Origin of the sequence: Castellaniella sp. MT123, assembly GCF_039614765.1 — a bacterium.
In the GTDB taxonomy this organism is placed as follows: domain Bacteria; phylum Pseudomonadota; class Gammaproteobacteria; order Burkholderiales; family Burkholderiaceae_B; genus Castellaniella.
In genome coordinates, this window is sequence record NZ_CP154879.1 from 771553 (window position 1) to 788429 (window position 16877).

At 64.9% G+C, this 16877-nt stretch carries 15 protein-coding genes; 12 read left to right on the forward strand and 3 right to left on the reverse strand.

Annotation, left to right across the window (positions count from 1 at the left end; all coding sequences use genetic code 11):
* Nucleotides 1-16: 16 nt before the first annotated feature.
* The 6 genes from rph (at nt 17) to ntrC (ending at nt 6837) form a co-directional block, all read left to right on the forward strand.
* A complete protein-coding gene (gene rph / locus ABCV34_RS03515) occupies nt 17-763 on the forward strand; it encodes a ribonuclease PH (protein WP_345797845.1) in 747 nt (248 codons plus the stop codon).
* Nucleotides 760-1377 carry an RdgB/HAM1 family non-canonical purine NTP pyrophosphatase gene (gene rdgB, locus ABCV34_RS03520; protein WP_345797846.1) on the forward strand — a complete coding sequence of 206 codons (618 nt, stop codon included), beginning with the start codon at nt 760-762 and terminating at the stop codon, nt 1375-1377. The genes rph and rdgB overlap by 4 nt, the downstream gene beginning before the upstream one ends.
* Nucleotides 1374-2594 (forward strand): radical SAM family heme chaperone HemW, encoded by a 1221-nt coding sequence (hemW, locus tag ABCV34_RS03525; RefSeq protein WP_345797847.1) that lies wholly within the window; start codon nt 1374-1376, stop codon nt 2592-2594. Before rdgB ends, hemW begins: the two co-directional genes overlap by 4 nt.
* A 309-nt stretch (nt 2595-2903) precedes the next feature.
* Nucleotides 2904-4316: a type I glutamate--ammonia ligase gene (glnA, locus tag ABCV34_RS03530; RefSeq protein WP_345797848.1), complete on the forward strand. Its 1413-nt coding sequence runs from the start codon at nt 2904-2906 to the stop codon at nt 4314-4316.
* Between the two features lie 8 nt (nt 4317-4324).
* A complete protein-coding gene (gene glnL, locus ABCV34_RS03535; RefSeq protein WP_345797849.1) occupies nt 4325-5278 on the forward strand; it encodes a nitrogen regulation protein NR(II) in 954 nt (317 codons plus the stop codon).
* A complete protein-coding gene (gene ntrC, locus ABCV34_RS03540) occupies nt 5275-6837 on the forward strand; it encodes a nitrogen regulation protein NR(I) (RefSeq protein WP_345797850.1) in 1563 nt (520 codons plus the stop codon). The genes glnL and ntrC overlap by 4 nt, the downstream gene beginning before the upstream one ends.
* Before the next feature lie 24 nt (nt 6838-6861).
* On the opposite strand, the gene ABCV34_RS03545 is transcribed toward ntrC, so the two are convergent.
* From ABCV34_RS03545 to ABCV34_RS03555, 3 genes are read right to left on the reverse strand one after another with little or no spacing between them, the layout of a single operon-like run.
* On the reverse strand, nt 6862-7641 hold the full coding sequence (locus ABCV34_RS03545) for an ABC transporter ATP-binding protein (RefSeq protein WP_345797851.1): 780 nt from the start codon (nt 7639-7641) through the stop codon (nt 6862-6864).
* Between the two features lie 10 nt (nt 7642-7651).
* Entirely contained in the window at nt 7652-9259 is a 1608-nt protein-coding gene (locus ABCV34_RS03550; RefSeq protein WP_345797852.1) for an iron ABC transporter permease, read from the reverse strand.
* A 55-nt stretch (nt 9260-9314) separates the two neighbouring features.
* Nucleotides 9315-10358: a Fe(3+) ABC transporter substrate-binding protein gene (locus tag ABCV34_RS03555; protein ID WP_345797853.1), complete on the reverse strand. Its 1044-nt coding sequence runs from the start codon at nt 10356-10358 to the stop codon at nt 9315-9317.
* A gap of 242 nt (nt 10359-10600) precedes the next feature.
* On the opposite strand from ABCV34_RS03555, the gene ABCV34_RS03560 reads away from it, so the two are divergent.
* From ABCV34_RS03560 to ABCV34_RS03585, 6 genes are all read left to right on the forward strand, one after another.
* Nucleotides 10601-11377: a ferredoxin--NADP reductase gene (locus ABCV34_RS03560; protein ID WP_345797854.1), complete on the forward strand. Its 777-nt coding sequence runs from the start codon at nt 10601-10603 to the stop codon at nt 11375-11377.
* 69 nt (nt 11378-11446) lie between these two features.
* A complete protein-coding gene (locus tag ABCV34_RS03565) occupies nt 11447-11833 on the forward strand; it encodes a Rid family detoxifying hydrolase (RefSeq protein WP_345797855.1) in 387 nt (128 codons plus the stop codon).
* A gap of 23 nt (nt 11834-11856) precedes the next feature.
* The gene (gene recG, locus ABCV34_RS03570) at nt 11857-13920 is read left to right on the forward strand and encodes an ATP-dependent DNA helicase RecG (protein ID WP_345797856.1); all 2064 of its coding nucleotides are present in this window, start codon (nt 11857-11859) and stop codon (nt 13918-13920) included.
* Nucleotides 13921-13936: 16 nt separating this feature from the next.
* Nucleotides 13937-14893 carry a LysR substrate-binding domain-containing protein gene (locus ABCV34_RS03575; protein ID WP_345797857.1) on the forward strand — a complete coding sequence of 319 codons (957 nt, stop codon included), beginning with the start codon at nt 13937-13939 and terminating at the stop codon, nt 14891-14893.
* 106 nt (nt 14894-14999) lie between these two features.
* Nucleotides 15000-15524, forward strand: a complete 525-nt coding sequence (locus ABCV34_RS03580; RefSeq protein ID WP_345797858.1) for a Dps family protein — start codon at nt 15000-15002, stop codon at nt 15522-15524.
* A 124-nt stretch (nt 15525-15648) separates the two neighbouring features.
* The gene (locus ABCV34_RS03585; protein WP_345797859.1) at nt 15649-16770 is read left to right on the forward strand and encodes a branched-chain amino acid ABC transporter substrate-binding protein; all 1122 of its coding nucleotides are present in this window, start codon (nt 15649-15651) and stop codon (nt 16768-16770) included.
* Nucleotides 16771-16877 lie beyond the last annotated feature (107 nt).

The following is a 16877-nucleotide window of genomic DNA, read 5'->3' on the forward strand; positions in this document are numbered from 1 at the left end:
GCCCGGAGTTCCGTTCATGACCCATCCCGCCCGCCCGGCCGCTCGTCCCTCGGGACGCGCCGCCGATGTCCTGCGTCCCGTCCAGCTGTTGACCGGTTATACGCGCCATGCCGAGGGTTCGGTGCTGGCCTGCATGGGCGACACCCAGGTGCTGTGCACCGCCAGTGTGCTCGAGAAGGTACCGCCCTTCCTGAAGGGCAAGGGACAGGGATGGGTGACCGCCGAATACGGCATGCTGCCTCGGGCCACCCACACCCGGGGCGAACGCGAAGCCGCCCGCGGCAAGCAAAGCGGCCGCACCCAGGAAATCCAGCGCCTGATCGGCCGCAGCCTGCGCGCCGTCTTCGACTTGCAGGCCCTGGGCGAGCGAACACTACAGCTGGACTGCGATGTGCTGCAGGCCGACGGCGGCACGCGTTGCGCCAGCGTCACCGGGGCCTGGCTGGCCGCCGCTCTGGCGGTGCGCGGCCTTGCTGCGCGGGGTCTGTTGGCCGGCAATCCGTTGCGGGGACAGGTGGCTGCCGTCTCGGTGGGCCTGGTCGGTGGCGTACCCGTGCTGGATCTGGATTATCAGGAAGATTCCGGCTGCGACACGGACATGAACGTGGTCATGACCGGCGAGGGCAATTTTGTCGAAGTTCAGGGAACGGGCGAGGGCGGCAGTTTCCGCCGTCAGGAACTCGATGACCTGCTGGATCTGGCCGGCACCGGAATCCGCCAACTGATCCGGGCGCAGGCCCAGGCTCTTGAGGCCGCGCCATGAACCGTGTCGTCCTCGCCTCGAACAATCCTGGCAAACTGAAGGAATTTTCCGCCAGTCTGGCCGCAGCCGGGATCGAGATGGTGCCGCAGGGCGCGCTCGGCGTACCCGAGGCCGAAGAGCCCTTCGGTACCTTCGTCGAGAATGCTCTGGCCAAGGCTCGTCACGCCAGCCGGCTCACCGGTCTGCCGGCCCTGGCAGACGATTCCGGCCTGTGCGTCCGTGCCCTGAAGGGCGAACCTGGCGTGCATTCGGCGCGCTATGCCACGCAGGCGGATGGCACCCGCTCGGACGCGGCGAACAATGCCCGGTTGGTGTCCGAGATGGCCGGGCAGGCGGATCGTCGCGGCTGCTACGTTGCGGTGCTCGTCTACATCCGCAGTGCCGATGACCCGCGTCCCATCGTGGTCGAGGGCAGCTGGGAAGGCGAGGTCCTGCCCGAACCGCGAGGCGCCAATGGCTTTGGCTATGATCCGTATTTCTATCTGCCGGACCTGGGCGTGACTGCGGCTGAATTGCCACTGGAACGGAAAAACAGGCTCAGCCACCGCGCGAGTGCCCTGCGTGCGCTGCTGCAGGCCCTGCGTGACGAATATCAGAATCGGGATGCATCATGAAAAAGCTGGTGCGCGTTCCGCAATCCGATCACCGTGATGATGGCCGCCCGGGTGTCCGGGGGCGGCAGGGCCTGGCGGCGCTGCCGCCGCTGTCCATTTACGTGCACGTGCCCTGGTGCGTGCATAAATGTCCCTATTGCGATTTCAATTCACACGAACGCACGGGTGAACTCCCCGAAGAGGATTACCTGCGGGCGTTGCAGGCAGATCTGGAACAGGCCTTGCCCGATGTCTGGGGGCGCCCTGTATCGACCGTGTTTTTCGGCGGCGGCACGCCCAGTCTGCTGTCGGCCGATGCCATCGACCGGATCATCGGTATGTTGCGCTCCATGCTGAACCTGCCGCCCGATGTCGAGATCACCCTCGAGGCCAACCCGGGGACCGCCGAAGCCGGCCGGTTCCAGGGGTATGCGCAGGCTGGGGTCAATCGCATTTCCCTGGGCATCCAGAGCTTCGACGACGACAAGCTGAAGCGCCTGGGCCGGATTCACGATGCCGCCCAGGCCCGGGCAGCCATCGGAATGGCCCAGCGCGCCGTGGACCGCGTCAATCTGGACCTGATGTTCGCACTGCCGCAACAGACCCTGGCCGAATGCGAACGGGATGTTCGCGAAGCCATCTCGTTTGGCACCGGCCACCTGTCGCTATATCACCTGACGCTCGAACCGAACACCGTGTTCGCCAAATACCCGCCCCGGCTGCCGGATGACGAACTGAGCGCCACCATGCAGGACCAGGCGGCCGAACTGGCCGAGTCCGCCGGGTTCGAGCGCTACGAGGTGTCCGCCTATGCGCGGCCCGGCCAGATCTGCCAGCACAACCTGAACTATTGGCAGTTCGGCGATTACCTGGGAATCGGTCCGGGGGCCCACTCGAAGATCTCGTTCCAGGACCGGATCACGCGGCAGGCCCGGGCCCGGATGCCCGATGCCTGGATGCGGCTGGTGCTGGAGGGCGAGGGCCGGCATGTCGTCGAGCGCCGCGAACTGGATCACCAGGACCTGGGTTTCGAATTCATGCTCAACGCGCTACGCTTGAAGCAAGGGGTCGAAGGCGGACTCTTCATCGAGCGCACTGGGTTGTCCCTGATGTCCGTCTTGCCCGCCATGCGTCGCGCGGTGGATCGTGGACTGCTGGAACCAGGCCTGGAGCGCATCCGGGCCACGGCTCAAGGCTGGCGTTTCCTGAACGATCTGCAGATGGAATTCCTGGCTTGATCGCGGATATCGCCTGGCGGCCGTTTGCGTTGCCTGACGCGCTGTGATGCACCATTTTGTGGCGACAATCCGGATCAGCTGCCCTACAATATGCACCACTATGGTGCATATTGTGCTTCAAGCGGTGCAGCCTCAGTTGCACCGTGCTCCTTCACAGTGCCATGATGCACCCGCCTTACCCTCGAAGCACGCTCGACCGAAAACTGGCACGAGGTTTGCTTATCTTGTCATCGAGGACGCACGCCGCGTCATCGAGAGCAACGTCTCTGGCTTGATCTTCCTTACACACATTTTGGCGCAGGAGCCTGTATGTCCACCCCCGAAAACGTCGTCCAGATGATTGCCGAACGCGAAGTGGCGTTCGTGGATTTCCGCTTTACCGACACCCTAGGTCGGGAACACCATCTGACGGTCCCCGCCAGCCAGGTGGATGAAGACCGCATGGAGTCCGGTGTGGCGTTCGATGGTTCGTCCCTGCCTGGCTGGAAGGGCATCGAGGCCTCCGACATGATTCTGGTTCCCGACGCCGGCACCGCGCGTCTGGACCCCTTCCGCGAGGAAACCACGCTGATCCTCACCTGCGACGTGGTCGAGCCTTCCGATCTGAAAGGATACGACCGTGATCCTCGCTCGCTGGCGCGCCGCGCCGAGGCTTACCTGAAATCCAGCGGGCTGGGCGATACCGCCTACTTCGGGCCGGAACCTGAATTCTTCGTCTTCGACGGCATCAGCTGGAAGTCCGACATGTCCGGCAGCTTCGTGAAGATCCATTCGAACGAAGGCGCCTGGTCCAATGCCGATGACGCCAATGGCACCAACCTGGGCTATCGCCCGGCGATCAAGGGCGGCTATGTGCCGGTGCCTCCCGTCGATTCCTTCATGGACATGCGCTCCGAAATGTGCCTGCTGATGGAGCAGATGGGTGTGCCGGTCGAGGTCCACCACCACGAAGTCGCCAATGCGGGCCAGCTGGAAATCGGCACACGCTTCAGCACCCTGGTGCAGCGCGCCGACTGGACCCAGACCATGAAATACGTGATCCGTAACGTGGCGCATGTCTACGGCAAGACGGCCACCTTCATGCCCAAGCCCATCGTCGGCGACAATGGCTCGGGCATGCACGTGCACCAGTCCATCTGGAAGGAAGGCCAGAACCTGTTCGCCGGCAACGGTTACGGTGGCCTGTCGGAATTCGCGCTGTATTACATCGGCGGCATCATCCACCACGCACGTGCGCTCAACGCGATCACGAATCCGTCCACCAATTCCTACAAGCGCCTGGTGCCGCACTACGAGGCCCCGGTGAAACTCGCCTACTCGGCGCGCAACCGCTCGGCCTCGATCCGGATTCCCTACGTCAGCAACCCCAAGGCCCGCCGCGTCGAATCGCGCTTCCCGGATCCTCTGGCCAATCCGTACCTGGCTTTCTCGGCCCTGATGATGGCCGGTCTGGATGGCGTGCAGAACAAGATCCACCCGGGCGATCCGGCCGACAAGAATCTGTACGACCTGCCGCCCGAAGAAGACGCGAAGATCCCGACCGTATGTTCTTCGCTCGAACAGGCGCTGGAATCTCTGGACCGCGACCGCGAATTCCTGACGCGTGGCGGGGTGTTCAGCAACGACCTGCTGGATGCCTACCTGGATCTGAAAGCCAACGAGCTGGATCGTTTGCGCGTCACGCCGCACCCCGTCGAGTTCGACATGTACTACACGCTCTAGATCGGGTCATGGACACGTCCGGCTTCGAGCTGCTGCGAACGGCAGTGTTGCTGCTGGACGAGTCACAGCAGATCCGTCACGTCAACGGGGCAGCCGAGGAGCTCCTCGGCCTGTCCCGTCGTCAGCTCGTCGGACAGCCCGCTCACCCGTATCTGCAAACCTATGCCAGCGTCCTGAAGACTCCGCTTCAGGGGCCGGAATGGGCCTGGCTGATCGAGATTCCGGTCCACCAGGCGCTGCGGTTCGAAGACCTGCAGCAGGCACGCGCCGGCCAGGCCGCCCAGCGCGAAACCCTGCGCAATCTGGCGCACGAGGTGCGCAACCCGTTGGCGGGCTTACGGGCAGCCGCGCAGCTGCTGGAGATGGAGCTGACACGCGATGACTTGCGGGAATTTACCCGGGTCATCATCGACGAGGCCGATCGTCTGGCGGATCTGGTGGCGCGCCTGGTGTCTCCCCAGCGTCAGGGGATCGAGCCCCGGAAATTCAACATCCACGAGATCTGCGAGCGCGCGCTGGCGCTGGTTCAGCTGGAGTTCGGCGAACGCATCGAGCTGGTGCGGGACTACGATGCGTCGGTTCCCGACATTCGGGCCGACCGCGACCGGCTGATGCAGGCCCTGCTGAATGTCGTGCGCAATGGCGCCCAGGCGTTGACGGAATCCACAGAGACCCGATCCCCGGTTCTGCGGCTGCGAACCCGCATCGTTCACCAGCCGGCGCTGCTGCGCGGCCAGCATCGCATGGGCCTGATGATCTCCGTCATGGACAACGGGCCGGGCGTGCCGGACGACTTGCGCGACAAGCTTTTCCATCCGCTGGTGACGGGGCGCGCGCAGGGAACAGGGCTGGGTCTGAACCTGGCGCAGGAATGCCTGCAGGCGCATGGTGGCCTGCTGGAGTTCGACTCGCAGCCGGGATACACCGAATTCCGGCTGTTATTACCACTGGATGCGCCATGAAGCCGATCTGGATCCTGGATGACGAGCCTGCCATGCGCTGGGTCCTGGAAAGGGCGCTGGACAAGGCCGGCTGGCCGGTGCGCTGCTTTGCCGAGAGCGCGGCCTTGCTGGCTGCCGTCGACGGCCTGGATGAGGCCAACGATCTCCAGGCGCCCGCCGTGCTGGTGTCCGACGTGCGCATGCCGGGTCCTGACGGACTGTCCGTGCTGGCCACGGTCCGCGAACGTTTGCCGCATCTGCCCGTCATCCTGATGACGGCCTACACCGATCTGGAAACCACCGTCGCGGCGTTCACGCAGGGGGCCTTCGACTATCTGGCCAAGCCCTTCGACATCCAGACAGCCGTCGATCTGATCGTGAGGGCGGCGCAGGCCGGGCCGGCCTCCGATGGGGTGCCGGCGCCGACACCGGTGGATACCAAGCCGTCGGCCGAGGACGCGTCGCGCGCCGGTGCGCCATCGGTCCTCGAAGGCGGCATGATGCCCTCGCGCTCGCCGGCCATGCAGGAGGTCTTCCGGGCCATCGGCCGGCTTGCCTTGTCCAGCGCGACGGTACTGATCACCGGCGAGTCCGGCACCGGCAAGGAACTGGTGGCTCGCGCCTTGCATCAGCACAGCCGCCGGGCGGATGGCCCCTTCGTGGCCGTGAACGCGGCGGCCATTCCGCGTGATCTGCTGGAGGCCGAACTGTTCGGCCACGAGCGGGGCGCCTTCACCGGGGCCGTGCAGATGCGCAGAGGGCGATTCGAGGAGGCCGACGGCGGCACCTTGTTTCTGGACGAGATCGGCGACATGCCGGCCGAGCTGCAGACCCGCCTGCTGCGCGTGCTGGCGGAAAACAGCTTTTATCGGGTGGGTGGCAGCCGCTCTGTCCGGGTGGACGTGCGGATCGTGGCGGCGACCCATCAGCCGCTGGAACAGCGCGTGCAGGCCGGACTCTTTCGCGCCGACCTGTTCCATCGCCTCAACGTGATCCGCTTGCGCCTGCCTCCCTTGCGGGCCCGACGCGAGGACATCGCGTCGCTCGCCCGCCATTTCCTGATGCGCAGCGCGGCCGAGCTGGGCGTTCCGATGCGCTCCCTCAGCGCCGAGGCGCTGCGATTCCTGGAGCGCTTCGATTATCCGGGCAACATCCGTCAGCTGGAAAATATCTGTCAGTGGCTGACGGTGATGACGGCCAGCCCGCTCGTTCGCGCCGGCGATCTGCCTCCGGAGATCCGGGATGCCGCTTCGGACGGCACCGATGAGCCGCCCGCGGATGCGCAGATGGCGGGCACCGTCCACGCGCAGCCGGCTGCCGGACAGGACACCGGTACACCTGCCGACTGGCGGGACGCGTTGGCCGCCGACGTACGGCAGCGACTGCGGCGCCGCGAACCGGACGTGATGGAAACTCTGCGGCGTGATTTCGAACGGACCTTGCTGGGCATGGCCCTGCGCCATGCAGACGGACAACGGGGACGCGCGGCCGCCTGTCTGGGGATCGGCCGCAATACCTTGACCCGAAAATGCCAGGAACTGGGCCTCGAGGGCCCTCAGGATCCGGAACCGAAGTCCTGAAATCCGGACTACGCAACCGGCTTTTCAGGCTGCGGATGGCGCCCCGCGCAGACAGGCCTGCGCGCGTTGGGCGAGCAGTGCCTCACGATGGATGAAGGCTGCGATTTCGGGTGTGGCTGGGTGATGGTGCATGCCATAAGGGGTATCCCACTGGACGAGCCGGCCGTCCTGCAATACACCGATCTGGTCAGCAACGGCAAATGCTTCTGCCTGGTTATGGGTCACGACCAGGGCGGTGCGTCCGGTAGCCTTGAGCAGATCGCGCAGCTCGAATGCCAGCCGCTCACGCGCATCGATATCCAGGTTGGAAAAGGGTTCGTCCAACAGCAGCAGGGCGGGTTCCGGCGCCAGCGCCCGGGCCAGCGCAACGCGTTGCTGCTGTCCGCCGGACAGCTCGTGGGGATAGCGGGTGTCCATACCCGCCATGCCGACCAGGGCCAGCATCTCGCGGACGCGCCGTTTGCGTTCGTCGTGCGGTTGCCTGCGCAGGCCGAAGCCCACGTTGGTGGCGACGTCCAGGTGCGGAAACAGCGCGTAATCCTGAAACATCATGCCCACCCGGCGATGCTCGGGTTCAATGCTGCCACTGGGGCCCGACAGCAGGCGGCCATGCAGGCGGATCATCCCCTGATCCAGGGGTTCGAAACCCGCGATGGCCCGCAGTACGCTGGTCTTGCCGCAGCCGGACGCGCCCAGCAGGCAGGCGATCTGACCGGTTTCCAGCGAGAGGTTCAGATTCTTCAGGACCGTGTGCCGCCCGCCGCCGGCGGGGTAGCTCAGGGAAACACAGTTCAATTCAAGCATGTCAATAACCTCAGGATGCCGGGCGGTCGAGCAGACGGGCCAGGATGATCACGGGAATCAGGCCGGCCGCGACGATGCCCAGGGCGGCGATGGCGCCTTCCTCGTAGGTGCCGCGGGCCGCCTCTGCGTACAGCCAGGTCGCCAACGTATCGAAATTCATGGGCCGTAGCAGCAGGGTGGCGGACAGTTCCTTCATCGCATCCACGAAGACCAGCAGCGCCGAGGCCGCCAGGGCCGGGCGCAGCAACGGCAGGTGGACACGCCGCAGCGTGCCGTGGATGTTCTCGCCCAGCAGGCGGGCGGCTTGCTCGAATGACGGCGGGATCCGGTCGAGCCCCGCTTCCAGGGTGCCCACCGGGATCGTCAGGAAGCGGATCACGTAGGCCAGTGTCAGCGCCGCCGGGGTGCCCAGCAGGATCAGCCCGGTGGGGTCCAGACCGCTTGCCTCACGCAGCAGGGACAGGCCACGCTCCATCGCCATCAGAGGGAACAGCAGGCCGATTGCCAGGACGGTGCCCGGCAGCGCGTAGCCCAGGGTCGCCAGCCGGGGGACCCCCCGTAGCCAGTCGGGGGCGTGGTGCATGATGCGTCGGCTCCAGACGACGATCAGTCCGATGCCCAGGGTGGCGATGGTGGCAACGGCGGATACGGCGAGTGTTTGCCCGCCGGCATGCAACAGGGCGGGCGAGGGCAACTGGCCGGCGCCCACGCGTTCGAGCGCGAGTGCGAGCAGGTAACCGGCAGGCGCGACAAAGCCGACCACGATCGGCGCCAGGCCCAGTGCGGTTGCCAGCCATCCGGCCGGGCCGTGCAGGCGGCGTCGATGAATCGGCGCGCCGCGCCGCCCGCTGGTGTAGCGCAGGCGTCGGCGTCCGTGACGCTCGACGGCGATCACGATGGTCACCAGCGCCAGGGTCACCAATGCGATCTGTGCCGCGCCCGCCAGGTCCGAGCGGGTCACCCAGGTGGTATAGACCGCTACGGTCAGCGTCTGTATGCCCAGGAACTCGGAGGCGCCGATGTCGTTCAGCGTTTCCAGCAGCACCAGGCAAAGACCGACGGCGATGGCTGGCCGGGCCATGGGCAGGGCCACGCGCCGGAAGGTGGCCCAGGGGCCGTGGCCGAGCAGGTGGGCGGCCTCGATCAGGTGTGCGGCCTGATTGGCGAACATGCTGCGGGTTGTCAGATAGACGTAGGGGTACAGCACGAAGGCCAGCAGCACGATTGCCCCTGGCAGGCTGCGCAAGTCCGGTAGCCGGAATTCCCGGGGACTCGAGTAACCCAGCAGGGCGCGGACCGTCTCCTGGACCGGACCGATCGGGTGCAGGATGTCGAGATAGGCGTAGGCGACGATGTAGGTGGGGACCGACAGCGGCAACAGCAGACCCCAGGACAGGACTGCGCGTCCCGGAAAGTCGTAGGCCGTCACCAGCCAGGCGCCGCCGACGCCCAGAGCCGTGGCCAGCAGACCGACGCCCGCCAGCAGCAGCAGGGTCTGGCCCACCACACCTGGCAGCACGAACTGCAGCAGGTGGCCCCAATGCGTCCCGGCACCCTGGGTGGCTTGGCCGATGAGCGCCAGAACCGGGGACAGCACCGCCAGCGCAGCTGCGGCCATGCCGGCATGCCACGGCCAGGCCCTCGAACGCGGGAATGCCGGCACGAGGAAACGCCTACTGGCCAAGGCCGGCCCGGTCGACGAGCTCGCTGGCCTGTTTCCGATGGCGGGCGATTTCAGTCAGGGGCAGGGTATCGATATGCAGCGGTCCGAAGCTCTTGACCGTCGGGTCCAGTTTCACGCCAGGTTTGACCGGATATTCGTAGTTGGCCTGGGCGTAGAGACTCTGAGCCTTGTCGGAGACCAGGTATTCCAGCAACTGGACGGCCTCGGTGCGGTGCGGTGCGTGGCGCGCCACCGACGCGCCGGAAATATTCACGTGGGTGCCCTGGGAATTCTTGAAGGTCGGGCGGATCACACGGATTGCGTCGCCCCAGCGGCGGGCATCGGAGCCTGGGGCCGCATTTTTCATGTGCCCGGCGTAATAGGCGTTGGCGATGCCGACGTCGCAGATCCCGCCCAGGATGTCGCGCGCCACGTCGCGATCGCCACCGGTGTCCGCGCGTCCCAGGTTGGCTTTGACGCCGCGCAGCCATTGTTCGGTCGCCTTGACACCGTCATGGGCGATCATGGCGGCGATCAGCGCGGTATTGTACGGATGCTGGCCGGAACGGATGCAGACCTTGCCCTTCCAGTGCGGATCGGCCAGGTCTTCGTAGTTGAAGGTCTGTACGTCCAGATCCTTTGCGACGTAAGCGACCCGGTCGCGTAGCGACAGGGTGAACCACTGACCGTCGGTCGCGCGCAGATTGGCCGGAATCGCGGCGTCCAGCACGTTGGACCGGACTGGTTGGGTCACGCCCGCGTCGACCAGATCCAGCAGGTTGCCGATGTCCACCGTCATCAGGACGTCGGCCGGCGACTGCGCGCCTTCGGCACGGACTCGCTCCAGCAGGCCATCCTTGACGAACACCGTATTGACCTTGACCCCCGTGTCCGTCGAGAATGCCGCCAGCAGGGGCTCGACCAGTTTCGGTTCGCGCGACGTGTATAGATTGACTTCAGCGGCCAACGCGACGCTACCGATCAGCAGGGACGTGGTTGCGGCCAGCAGGGGCAACCGGCGCGTGAAGAACTGGAGACGTGAACGAGGTGTCATGATGGGAAGGTTCCGGAAGGAAGAGGGCTGAAATTAAATTAAATGATAATGATTCTCAAAAGTAATGCGAAAAGTTAACATGCTGCGAATCTGAAGGCAAGCTGAACACGCTAAAATGAGTCCCGCCGCAGCCGAAATTTGCGTCAGATCAAGAAACCCCTGTCTTCGACACGGGATTTTCTTGCATTTCTCCACCCACGCCGTACCATTTCCCTGTCATCCGAATTTTCAATTTCCCCCCCATGGCCGCATTCCTTTCCGAGCAAGTCCTCAGCGTGCATCACTGGAACGACACGCTGTTTTCCTTCAAGACCACCCGTGATCCCGGTCTGCGCTTCCATAATGGCCATTTCGTGATGTTGGGGCTGGAGGTCGAGGGCAAGCCGCTGATGCGGGCCTACAGCATCGCCAGCGCCAACCACGAGGAAAACCTGGAATTCTTCAGCATCAAGGTCCCCAATGGGCCCCTGACATCGCGGCTGCAGCACCTGCAGCCGGGCGATGCCGTGTTGGTCAGCCGCAAACCGGTCGGCACCCTGGTCGCCGACGACCTGAAGCCCGGGCGTCATCTTTATCTGTTCGCCACGGGGACGGGGCTTGCCCCGTTTCTCAGCATCATCAAGGATCCCGAGGTCTACGACCGGTTTGAGAAAATCATCCTGACGCATGGTGTGCGCTTCATCAGCGAACTGGCCTACGACGATTACATCCGGCACGAACTTCCCCAGGACGAATTTCTGGGCGAAATGGTACGCGACAAGCTGATCTACTATCCCACCGTCACGCGTGAACCCTACGTCCATCAGGGCCGTCTCACGACCCTGGTCGAAAATGGCCAGATCTTCAAGGATATCGGCCTGCCGCCGCTGGACCCGGCGACCGATCGCGCCATGATCTGCGGCAGCCCCGCCATGCTGACCGATATCCGCGCCATGCTGGATGCGCGCGGCTTTGTCGTGTCGGCCGGGGTGGGCGAGCCCGGTGATTACGTCTACGAACGCGCATTCGCCGAGAAATAACCAGCCTTTTATTTTTTGCTATTGATCGGTACACTCTGATAGTTACGAAAATCATTCAGGGATGCGATCATGAGCAAGGAAATCATTCACACCGAATCGGCCCCTGCGGCGGTTGGCCCGTATTCCCAGGCGGTCAGCGCGTCGTCGAGCCGGTTCGTCTTCCTGTCGGGCCAGATCGGGCTGGAACCCGGCACGGGTGAATTGGTATCGGAAAACTTCGAAGGCCAGGTGCGGCAGTCCTTCGCCAACATGCAGGCGGTGATCGAGGCGGCGGGCGGCACGCTGGAAAACGTCGTCAAGCTCACCTTGTTCCTCACCAATCTCAGCAAATTCGCCAGCGCGAACGCGATCATGGCGGAGATCATTCCGCAGCCTTATCCGGCCCGCTCGACGGTCGGGGTCGCCAGCCTGCCCAAGGGCGCCCAGTTCGAGGTCGAGGCCGTTCTGGCTCTCTGATCCCACCGACCCGGTCATTCGTCATGGTCTCCGCGGGGGCCTATTCCGGCACGCCAAAGCGTCCGGGCGCGTCCGTCTCCGGCACCCGGCGCCTGTTCGAGCGCCTTGGGCTGCGGACGGCGGCCGACTTCGTCGTTCATCTGCCGCTGCGCTACGAAGACGAAACCCGTATCACGCCGATCGCGCAGGCTAGGCCGGGCGGGCATGCCCTGTTCGAAGGCGATATCGTGGATAGCGAAATGCGTCTGCGCCCCCGGCGCGAGCTCCAGGCCACGCTGTCCGACGGCACGGGCCGGCTGCACCTGCGCTGGCTGCATCTGTATCCGGGCCAGCAGGCGCGGCTGAGCGCGGGGCGCCGCGTGCGGATTCGCGGCGAAGTGCGGGCGGGATTTCATGGCCTGGAACTGGTGCATCCGCTGGTCACCGAACCTGGCACGCGCCTGCCCGAGACCCTGACCCCCGTCTACCCGACCACACAGGGCCTGTCGCAGGCCAGCCTGCGCAAGGCAATCGCCCGCGCGCTGGATGAAGCGGATTTGCGCGACACGTTGCCCGAGCCGGTGCGCGAGGCCTACGATCTGGCGGACTTTGCCACCTCGCTGCGGCTGCTGCATCATCCGGGCCCCGACATTTCCCTGGATCTATTGGCCGGGCATGACCACCCCGCCTGGCGGCGTATCAAATTCGATGAATTGCTGGCCCAGCAACTGGCCCTGGCCGACGCCCGCGCGGCGCGCCAGGCCCAGCGGGCGATTGCGTTGCAGGGGTGTGGCGATCTGCCGGAGCGCCTGCTGGCGGGGCTGCCTTTCCAGCCCACCGGGGCGCAGGCGCGCGCCATCGCCGAGATCCGGCGAGACCTGACGCTGTCCCATCCCATGCATCGTCTGCTGCAGGGCGACGTGGGCAGCGGCAAGACGCTGGTGGCGGCGGTCGCCGCGGCTCAGGCCATCGATGCAGGCTCTCAGGTGGCCGTGATGGCACCGACCGAGATCCTTGCCGAACAGCTCTGGCGCAAGCTTTCCGAGTGGCTGGTTCCTTTGGGCGTGCAGGTGGCCTGGCTCACCGGAGCCCTGCCGGCCTCGACCCGGCGGCAGGCCCTCGCGGCGATTGCTTCCGGCCAGGCCAGGCTGGCGGTCGGTACCCAGGCGCTGATCCAGGACAAGGTCCAGTTCCAGTCCCTGGGCCTGGTCATCAGCGACGAACAGCATCGTTTCGGGGTCGGGCAGCGCCTGGCCCTGAGCCGCAAGGGCGATCAGGCCACCCGGCATCCTCATCAATTGAGCATGAGCGCAACCCCCATTCCGCGCACCTTGGCGATGGCCTTTTTTGCCGATATGGACGTCTCGGTGCTCGACGAACTTCCGCCGGGGCGCACACCGGTACGCACACGGCTGTTCGCCGACCAGCGGCGCGACGAGGTCCTGTCGCGGGTGGCCGGCGCGGTGCGCGAGGGACAGCAGGCCTATTGGGTGTGCCCGCTGGTCGAGGAAAGTGAAGCGCTGCAGCTGCAGACTGCGGTGGATACCTGGCAGCATCTGCGCACCGAACTTCCCGATCTGCGTATCGGGCTGATGCACGGGCGCCTCTCGGCCCAGGAGAAAACCGATACGATGACCGCCTTTCGCGGGGGTGCGATCGACCTGCTGGTCAGCACGACCGTCATCGAGGTCGGGGTGGACGTGCCCAATGCCAGCCTGATGGTGATCGAACATGCCGAGCGCTTCGGTCTGGCGCAGCTGCATCAGTTGCGCGGCCGGGTGGGGCGTGGGCAGCGTGAATCCACCTGCGTGCTGCTCTATCAGCCGCCGCTGTCCGCCGTGGCGCGCGAGCGTCTGCGGGCCCTGTACGAAACCACGGATGGCTTCGAGATCGCCCGCCGGGATCTGGACCAGCGCGGGCCAGGCGAACTGCTGGGTCTGCGCCAGTCGGGTCAGGCGCTGCTGCGATTCGCGGATCTGAATGCCGACGAAGGGTTGCTGGATCTGGCGCGAACCGCCGCCGCCTGGCTGGCGAAGGATTTTCCGGAGCACGCCAGGGCGCATCAGCAGCGCTGGATGTCCGGCGCCGTCCAGTATCTGCGCAGTTGAAATCAAAGGGACACCGATGACTCTGACCGAACTGAAGTACATCGTGGCCGTGGCCCGCGAACGCCATTTCGGGCGGGCCGCCGAGGCCTGCTTCGTCAGCCAGCCCACGCTGTCCGTGGCGATCCGCAAGCTCGAGGAAGAGCTGGGCATCGTCCTGTTCGAGCGCGGAGGCGCCGAGGTGGGGATCACGCCGATCGGCCTGCGGGTGGTCACGCAGGCGCAAAAGGTCCTGGAAGAGGGGGCCAATCTGCGCGAGATTGCCCGTCAGGGTCATGATCCGCTGGAAGGCCCGCTGCGGGTGGGCGTCATCTATACCGTTGGACCATACCTGCTACCCCATCTGGTGCCGGAGCAGATCCGGCGCGCCCCCCAGATGCCGCTGCTGCTCCAGGAAAATTACACGACCCGTCTGCTGGAACTGCTGCGCCAGGGCGAGATCGATTGCGCCATCGTGGCCCTGCCGTTGCCGGAATCGGGCTTTGCTCAGTGCGCCCTGTATGACGAACCTTTTTATGTCGCGCTGCCGCACAATCATCCGTGGGTACACGAAAAGCGTATCGCCTCGCAGCGCTTGAAGGAAGAGACGATGCTGCTGCTGGGTGCCGGACACTGCTTCCGGGATCAGGTTCTGGAGGTCTGTCCCGAACTGTCCCGCTATTCGGCTTCCAGCGAAGGCATCCAGCGAACCTTCGAGGGTTCCTCGCTGGAAACGATCCGCCATATGGTTGCGGCTGGCATCGGGATCACGGTCATGCCCGCCAGCGCCATCGGCATGCAAGGGGCCGAAAGCAAGCTGCTGCGCTTCGTGCCGTTCGAGCCGCCGGTGCCGGATCGCCGCGTGGTGCTGGTCTGGCGCAAGAGCTTTCCCCGTCTGGCCGCCATCGAGGCGCTGATTCAGGCAGTGCGGGCCTGCCACATACCGGGCGTGACCATGCAGGAAGAGGCCATCTCGATCATGGCGGGCGCGGACTGAGCGGCTCGGCCGGCCTTAAGCAGCTGGCGTGGCTTGCGCCGCCTGAGCGGTGGCGGGCGCGGGTGGACATGCTATCCTGACATGGCCTTTATTCCTGGAGTGCTTCATGGCCAAAGCCGTCAAAAAGACCAGTTCCAAGAAAACCCCCGTCATTTCCTCCGGCCTTCCGATCGACATCGGCATTTCCGAGAAAGACCGTGCAGCCGTCGTGGCCGAGTTGTCCCGGACGCTGGCGGATACCTATACCCTGTATCTGATGACGCACAACTTCCACTGGAACGTGACGGGGCCGATGTTCAGCACCCTGCATCAGCTGTTCATGACCCAGTACACGGAGACCTGGCAGGCACTGGACGCTATCGCCGAACGCATCCGCGCACTGGGCCATTACGCGCCAGGCACCTATGCGGAATACGCGCGCCTCAGTTCCATCCAGGAACCTGGCTCGGTGCCGTCGGCGGAAGACATGCTGCGGTTGCTGGTGGCCGGCAACGAGTCCGTGGCCAAGACCGCCCGCGAGGCCTTCAAATGCGCCGATGCCGTCAATGATCAACCTACCGCCGATCTGCTGACGCAGCGGCTGGATGTGCACGAAAAGAACGCCTGGATGTTGCGCAGTTTGCTGGCCTGACGCCGCTCCCACACGCCGCCGTGCTGCTTTTGCAGAGCCGGATTTCGGGAAAACCCCCGTACGGGACATGATCCTCCCCACGGGGGTTTCGTGTATTCTTTCTGGGTCTTTCACAGGAGGTTTTATGAACATTCGCTTGACGCCAATGGTCGCCGCACTGGGGCTGGCCGCTGGCATGATGATGTCTTCCGCGGCGAGCGCTGATACGATCAAGATCGCCATTGCGGGGCCTTATACCGGGGCATTGACGCAGTATGGCGACATGGTCAAAGAAGGTGTCGACACAGCAGTCGAAACCATCAACGCCGCCGGCGGCGTGCTGGGCAAGAAACTCGAAATCGTCGTGATGGACGACTCCTGCGAACCGAAGCAGGGCCCCGTGGTAGCCAACCGTGTGGTCAATGAAAAGATCCATTACGTCGTGGGCCACGTGTGCTCCGGCGCGACGATCGCCGCTGCCCCCGTCTACAACAACGAAGGTATCGTGATGGTCTCGCCATCGGCAACTTCGCCCGCCGTGACGGATGGCAAGAACTACGACATGATCTTCCGCACCATCGGCCGTGACGACCAGCAAGGCCCCGCGGCTGCGGAATTCATCGCCCAGAAGATCAAACCCAAGGCCGTGGCCGTGCTGCACGACAAACAGTCGTACGGCCAGGGCATTGCCACCGCCGTGAAGAACAACCTGGAAAAGGCGGGCGTGAAGGTCGTCATGTTCGAGGGCATCAACGCCGGTGACAGCGATTATTCCGCCGTTATCACCAAACTCAAATCCTCCGGCGCCGACTTCGTGTACTACGGCGGCTATCACCCGGAAATGGGTCTGCTGCTGCGCCAGGGCGCCGAACAGGGCCTGAAGGCCAAGTTCATGGGCCCGGAAGGCGTGGGTAACCCGGACATCAACGCCATTGCCGGCCCTGCCGTCGAAGGCATGCTGGTGACGCTGCCGGCCGACTTCACGTCGAATCCCGCCAACGCCTCCGTGGTCAAGGCCTTCAAGGACAAAGGCCGCAATCCGGGTGGCGCCTTCCAGCTGACCGCCTATTCGGCCGTGGATGCCATCGTGGCCGGTATCAAGGGCGTCGGCAAGGACGACCCGTCCAAGGTGGCCGCCTGGTTGCACAGCAACACCGTCAAGACCCCGATCGGCGATATCGCCTGGAACAAACAGGGCGATCTGAAGTCCTTCAAGTTCGACGTGTTCACCTGGCACGCCAACGGCTCGAAGACCGTCTATCAATGATCAGTCAGCGGGCTGGTTGATCCAGCCCCATGATTGAAGGCGTGATTCAAAGCATCGGGGCCCCGTAAAAGGGGCCCCGATGCTTTGGCCGAGTGGTCCGCGCGGCC

What these genes read in the sequence shown, in the direction of transcription:
- ABCV34_RS03580 (WP_345797858.1), top strand. Translation starts at nt 15,000, where the DNA reads ATGGCCAAAGCCGTCAAAAAGACCAGTTCCAAGAAAACCCCCGTCATT.
- rph (WP_345797845.1), top strand. Translation starts at nt 17, where the DNA reads ATGACCCATCCCGCCCGCCCGGCCGCTCGTCCCTCGGGACGCGCCGCC.
- ABCV34_RS03555 (WP_345797853.1), bottom strand. Translation starts at nt 10,358, where the DNA reads ATGACACCTCGTTCACGTCTCCAGTTCTTCACGCGCCGGTTGCCCCTG.
- glnA (WP_345797848.1), top strand. Translation starts at nt 2,904, where the DNA reads ATGTCCACCCCCGAAAACGTCGTCCAGATGATTGCCGAACGCGAAGTG.
- ntrC (WP_345797850.1), top strand. Translation starts at nt 5,275, where the DNA reads ATGAAGCCGATCTGGATCCTGGATGACGAGCCTGCCATGCGCTGGGTC.
- recG (WP_345797856.1), top strand. Translation starts at nt 11,857, where the DNA reads ATGGTCTCCGCGGGGGCCTATTCCGGCACGCCAAAGCGTCCGGGCGCG.
- ABCV34_RS03550 (WP_345797852.1), bottom strand. Translation starts at nt 9,259, where the DNA reads ATGGCCGCAGCTGCGCTGGCGGTGCTGTCCCCGGTTCTGGCGCTCATC.
- ABCV34_RS03585 (WP_345797859.1), top strand. Translation starts at nt 15,649, where the DNA reads ATGAACATTCGCTTGACGCCAATGGTCGCCGCACTGGGGCTGGCCGCT.
- glnL (WP_345797849.1), top strand. Translation starts at nt 4,325, where the DNA reads ATGGACACGTCCGGCTTCGAGCTGCTGCGAACGGCAGTGTTGCTGCTG.
- ABCV34_RS03565 (WP_345797855.1), top strand. Translation starts at nt 11,447, where the DNA reads ATGAGCAAGGAAATCATTCACACCGAATCGGCCCCTGCGGCGGTTGGC.
- ABCV34_RS03575 (WP_345797857.1), top strand. Translation starts at nt 13,937, where the DNA reads ATGACTCTGACCGAACTGAAGTACATCGTGGCCGTGGCCCGCGAACGC.
- rdgB (WP_345797846.1), top strand. Translation starts at nt 760, where the DNA reads ATGAACCGTGTCGTCCTCGCCTCGAACAATCCTGGCAAACTGAAGGAA.
- hemW (WP_345797847.1), top strand. Translation starts at nt 1,374, where the DNA reads ATGAAAAAGCTGGTGCGCGTTCCGCAATCCGATCACCGTGATGATGGC.
- ABCV34_RS03560 (WP_345797854.1), top strand. Translation starts at nt 10,601, where the DNA reads ATGGCCGCATTCCTTTCCGAGCAAGTCCTCAGCGTGCATCACTGGAAC.
- ABCV34_RS03545 (WP_345797851.1), bottom strand. Translation starts at nt 7,641, where the DNA reads ATGCTTGAATTGAACTGTGTTTCCCTGAGCTACCCCGCCGGCGGCGGG.